The sequence below is a fragment of the Methanosarcina sp. A14 genome (assembly GCF_001729375.1).
Classification (GTDB): domain Archaea; phylum Halobacteriota; class Methanosarcinia; order Methanosarcinales; family Methanosarcinaceae; genus Methanosarcina; species Methanosarcina barkeri.
Window position 1 is genome coordinate 1 of record NZ_LZPK01000130.1, and the last position, 3,894, is coordinate 3,894.

Below are 3,894 nucleotides of genomic sequence, written 5' to 3' on the forward strand. Positions count from 1 at the left end.
GGAATTAACTAAAACTGGAAGCTCCGGAAAATTCCTGAAGGATCATTATAAGGAGAAAGTTGAAAAATATGCAGGAACCTGTCTTCAGTTACGTGCCAGGGTCTTCCATTCTCCACAGGCTTGACCCCAGGACAAAAGTTGCAGCCGTGATGTTGCTCGGAATTCTGACATTTCGGATTGATAATTTTGCAGGAATAGGGGCTCTTTTCGCTTTTTTCTTTGCCCTCGCTTTACTTTCAGGACTGCCAATGAAAGTGTTTTTTAGAGCAGTAAGACCTATGATGCTGTTTATGTTTTTTATCTTTCTTACGCAGTTATTTTTTACGGATGGAAGACTCCTTGCTTCGTACTGGATTTTGCAGCCAAGTCTGGAAGGGCTGGAAAAAGGGCTCAAACTTGCTGCCCGATTTATACTACTTTTGCTTTTTGCAGCTCTCTTGACAGCCAGTACCGACCAATCAGCAATTACCTGCGGCATAGAAAGGATGTTAAGACCTTTACCGTTGCACTGGCTGGGAATCAGCTCTTTTGAGCTTGCTACGATGATGAACATCTCTATAGCGTTTCTTCCCCTTCTGTTCGAGAAGGTAGAGCGGACAAAAGCAGCTCAGGCGGCAAGAGGAATGGATTTCGTAAAAAACCCTCTACGCTCAATTCCTGCTCTTGCAATTCCCTTGCTAAGAGGTGTAATCAGGGATGCTGAAGAATTGGCTCTTGCAATGGAGAGCAGAGGCTATCAGGGAAGCCAAAGGACCTCAATATATGAGCTTTCCATGCAGAAAAGTGACTGGAAAGCCCTTTTTATCCTTGCAATTTTTATCATCTTCGTTTTGGTTCTTTAAATACGGCATAAAGAAACATTATCAGACAGAACGAAGGTTCTGACAACTTTCTTAGGTGGCGCAGTCCTTCAAAAGATATTAATATATGAACAGCTGTTCATATGTTCATGCATGAGAAATGTGAAAGAGTGGATTCAAAACAACTGGAACAACTGTTACAAAAGGTTCCGGACCCCGAAAGTATCACGCGAATGGCTGCGGTTTTTCAGGCGCTCCAGTCCTATACTCGCCTTAAGATCCTTTTCTTACTAAATCAAAAAGAGATGTGCGTCTGTGAACTTGAACAGGCGCTTAGTGTCACTCAATCCGCAGTTTCTCATGGGCTTCGTACCCTCAGGCAACTTGACCTCGTGCGGGTCAGGAGGGAGGGAAAATTTACGATTTATTATATTGCAGACGAGCACGTCCGCACGCTGATCGAAATGTGCCTCGAACATGTGGAGGAAAAAGCATGAACTTCGAATTCCTAAATGCCCTTCTGGTTCTTTTTTCAGGGGTTCTCTTGGAATCCTGGAACATTTTCGTCGAAACGGCTCCCTATCTTATTTTCGGCCTGGGTATTGCAGGTCTTCTCACTATCCTGGTGCCTGACCAGAAGATTGTGGCCTACCTTGGAGCATCGGCAGGAAAAATTCGCTCTGTTATCAATGCCGCTCTTGCAGGTCTTCCCCTACCTCTCTGCTCCTGCGGAGTGGTTCCTGCCGCGATGTCGATCCGAAAAAGGGGAGCTAACAGGGGGGCAACCCTTTCCTTCCTTATCTCTACTCCCGAGACAGGAGTAGACTCAATAGCGGTTACTTATGCTCTTCTGGATCCCTTGATGGCAGTTTTCCGCCCACTTGCTGCTTTTGTTACCGCTATCCTTACAGGGCTTGCAGATAATTTTTTGATCGGGGAATTCCCGGAAAAGAAGAATATCACAAAACAGGAAAGTCCCGAGAAAAAAGCAGGAGTTCTTGCAGTCTCAACTTTGATTGGAGCTCCTTTACAGGAAAAAACATGTAGCTCTTCTTCATGTAGTTGCCATAAGCCAGCAGATTCCTATAACGGAAAAACTGAGTCTGTAAGCACTATAAATAAGGCTATAGAAGTAAAGCTTTCAGGAGCAAAGCCTCTGAAAGTCAATAATAAATCTGAAAATGTCCGAAAACTTACCTTGGTAAGCCCAGACTTCCATAAAGATGTCCATAAAGATGTCTCTTCTTGCGGCTGTGGGGCGTGTGGGTGCGAAGAAAATGAATCGGGAAAAGATGGGAATTATAAAGAGTCCGGAAAAGAAGGAAAAAATCAGGAACCCGAAAAAGATGGAAATAATAAAGAATCGGTAAAATCTAGATTGATTAAAGGAATAAAATATGCTTATATCGAGCTGCCAGCCGAAATTTCTAAATGGATGCTTATTGGAATCTTTTTTGCAGGAATAATTTCCTATGCAGTTCCCGATAGTCTCATTCAGAATTATCTGGGAGGAGGCTTTGGATCAATGCTGGTCATGCTCTTTGTAGGAATCCCTCTTTATATCTGCGCTACAGCTTCTACTCCTCTTGCCGCAAGTCTTGTAGCCAAGGGCATGAGTCCGGGCACCGCTTTTGTTTTTCTCCTCGCAGGTCCGGCAACCAATGTAGCAACTATAACGATGGTTGCCCGTTTCCTTGGAAAACGTTCGGCAGCTCTGTATCTGGGAATGATTTCTCTTTGCGCTCTTGGGGCAGGTTTCCTGTTGGACTGGTTTTATCTAAAACTCGGGATCAGTGCGGTAGCAACCGTGGGGACTGCAAAAGAACTGCTCCCTGAGGATCTGAAGTTGGGTTTTGCGGTTTTCCTTCTCCCCTTGATGTTATATGGAATTTTCCGCAGTGAAAAAGAATGCGGCTGCTCGGAATGTCACCAAAGTAAAAGAGACTAAAAGAAGGAAAAATGAAAATAGTGAAGAGGAGAGAAAAGGTACCAGAATAATATAAATCCTTCAAAATAGAATAGTCAATATGCAGGAAAATCCCGAATCTCAAGAAAAAAAGGTAACAAAAGGACACTTTTTTGAAGCGCCAGAGGTACCTAAAGCCAAATCTGAAGAGGAACCATGTGCGAGACATGAGGGAAAAACCGGAGAGGAAGTTAGCGGTACTGCACCACTGGAAAGAGAAGAGTCGAAAAAGAGCGAATTCAAACCTGAAGGGGAACTTGAAACTGGCTATACTGAGGAATCCTGGGCAAAGCCTGAAAGAGATATGGAAGAAAAAGAAACTCTAGGAAGCCCCACATCCGAAGAGAAAATAATCCCAAAAGAAAGTGAATTCAAGGCTTCGGGAGAACTTGAAACCGGCTATACTGAAAAATCCTGGACAAAGCCTATAGACATGGAAGGGAAAGTCATTATAGAAGCTGGGGAGAAAAAAGAAGAGGAAGCCGCTAGAGAGACTGACGAGAAACTCAGAGAAGATACCGGGGAAGAAGCTAAAGAAGAAAAGCGCACTACCTATACCATGAAAAAGCGTCTGACTAAAAGCAAGAAAGAACGTATGCTCTTCGGAGTCTGCGGCGGGTTGGGCGAATACTTTGACATTGACCCGACCTTTATAAGGCTTGCTTTCGCAGCCCTTGCTCTGCAAGGAGGAATTGGTATTGTCCTGTATATTATTCTGGCAATACTTATGCCCTCGGGGGAGGGATATAAAATGATTCCCAGTTCAGGGCAGTGATTTTCAGCGATGAAATCTTCAAAGTTTCATTTTTTAAATTTTCGTTCTCTTAACTTCCATTTTTTCAGCCTCTATACATATATATAGAAATACTGTTCTATATTACGTAAATTGAAACACAAATATTGAATCTCTTATTATGGGATACACATTGTTTAACTTCACTCTTTTCTTAACTTACCTGCATTCAGAGACTCTCAATCAGCGTTGTATGAATACAAGATCCAAAGCGTAAGTATGTGCCTTTTCTGATCAGACATTAACTTATTAATTCCTAAGTTAGTTAGTTTATAAATCCTCAGAAAACAACAGCAGTAACATATAGCTGGCGCTGAAATTTTTTAATATATATT

General features: G+C 42.8%; 4 protein-coding genes. All 4 read left to right on the forward strand.

Going from position 1 to position 3,894, the window contains the following annotated elements; genetic code table 11:
* Nucleotides 1–68 precede the first annotated feature (68 nt).
* The gene (locus A9239_RS07245; protein WP_048157162.1) at nucleotides 69–842 is read left to right on the forward strand and encodes an energy-coupling factor transporter transmembrane protein EcfT; all 774 of its coding nucleotides are present in this window, start codon (nucleotides 69–71) and stop codon (nucleotides 840–842) included.
* A 107-nt stretch (nucleotides 843–949) separates the two neighbouring features.
* Nucleotides 950–1,297, forward strand: a complete 348-nt coding sequence (locus A9239_RS07250) for a helix-turn-helix transcriptional regulator (RefSeq protein ID WP_048123593.1) — start codon at nucleotides 950–952, stop codon at nucleotides 1,295–1,297.
* The gene (locus A9239_RS07255) at nucleotides 1,294–2,748 is read left to right on the forward strand and encodes an SO_0444 family Cu/Zn efflux transporter (RefSeq protein ID WP_048122043.1); all 1,455 of its coding nucleotides are present in this window, start codon (nucleotides 1,294–1,296) and stop codon (nucleotides 2,746–2,748) included. The genes A9239_RS07250 and A9239_RS07255 overlap by 4 nt, the downstream gene beginning before the upstream one ends.
* 79 nt (nucleotides 2,749–2,827) lie before the next feature.
* A complete protein-coding gene (locus A9239_RS19895) occupies nucleotides 2,828–3,541 on the forward strand; it encodes a PspC domain-containing protein (protein WP_080941594.1) in 714 nt (237 codons plus the stop codon).
* Nucleotides 3,542–3,894 lie beyond the last annotated feature (353 nt).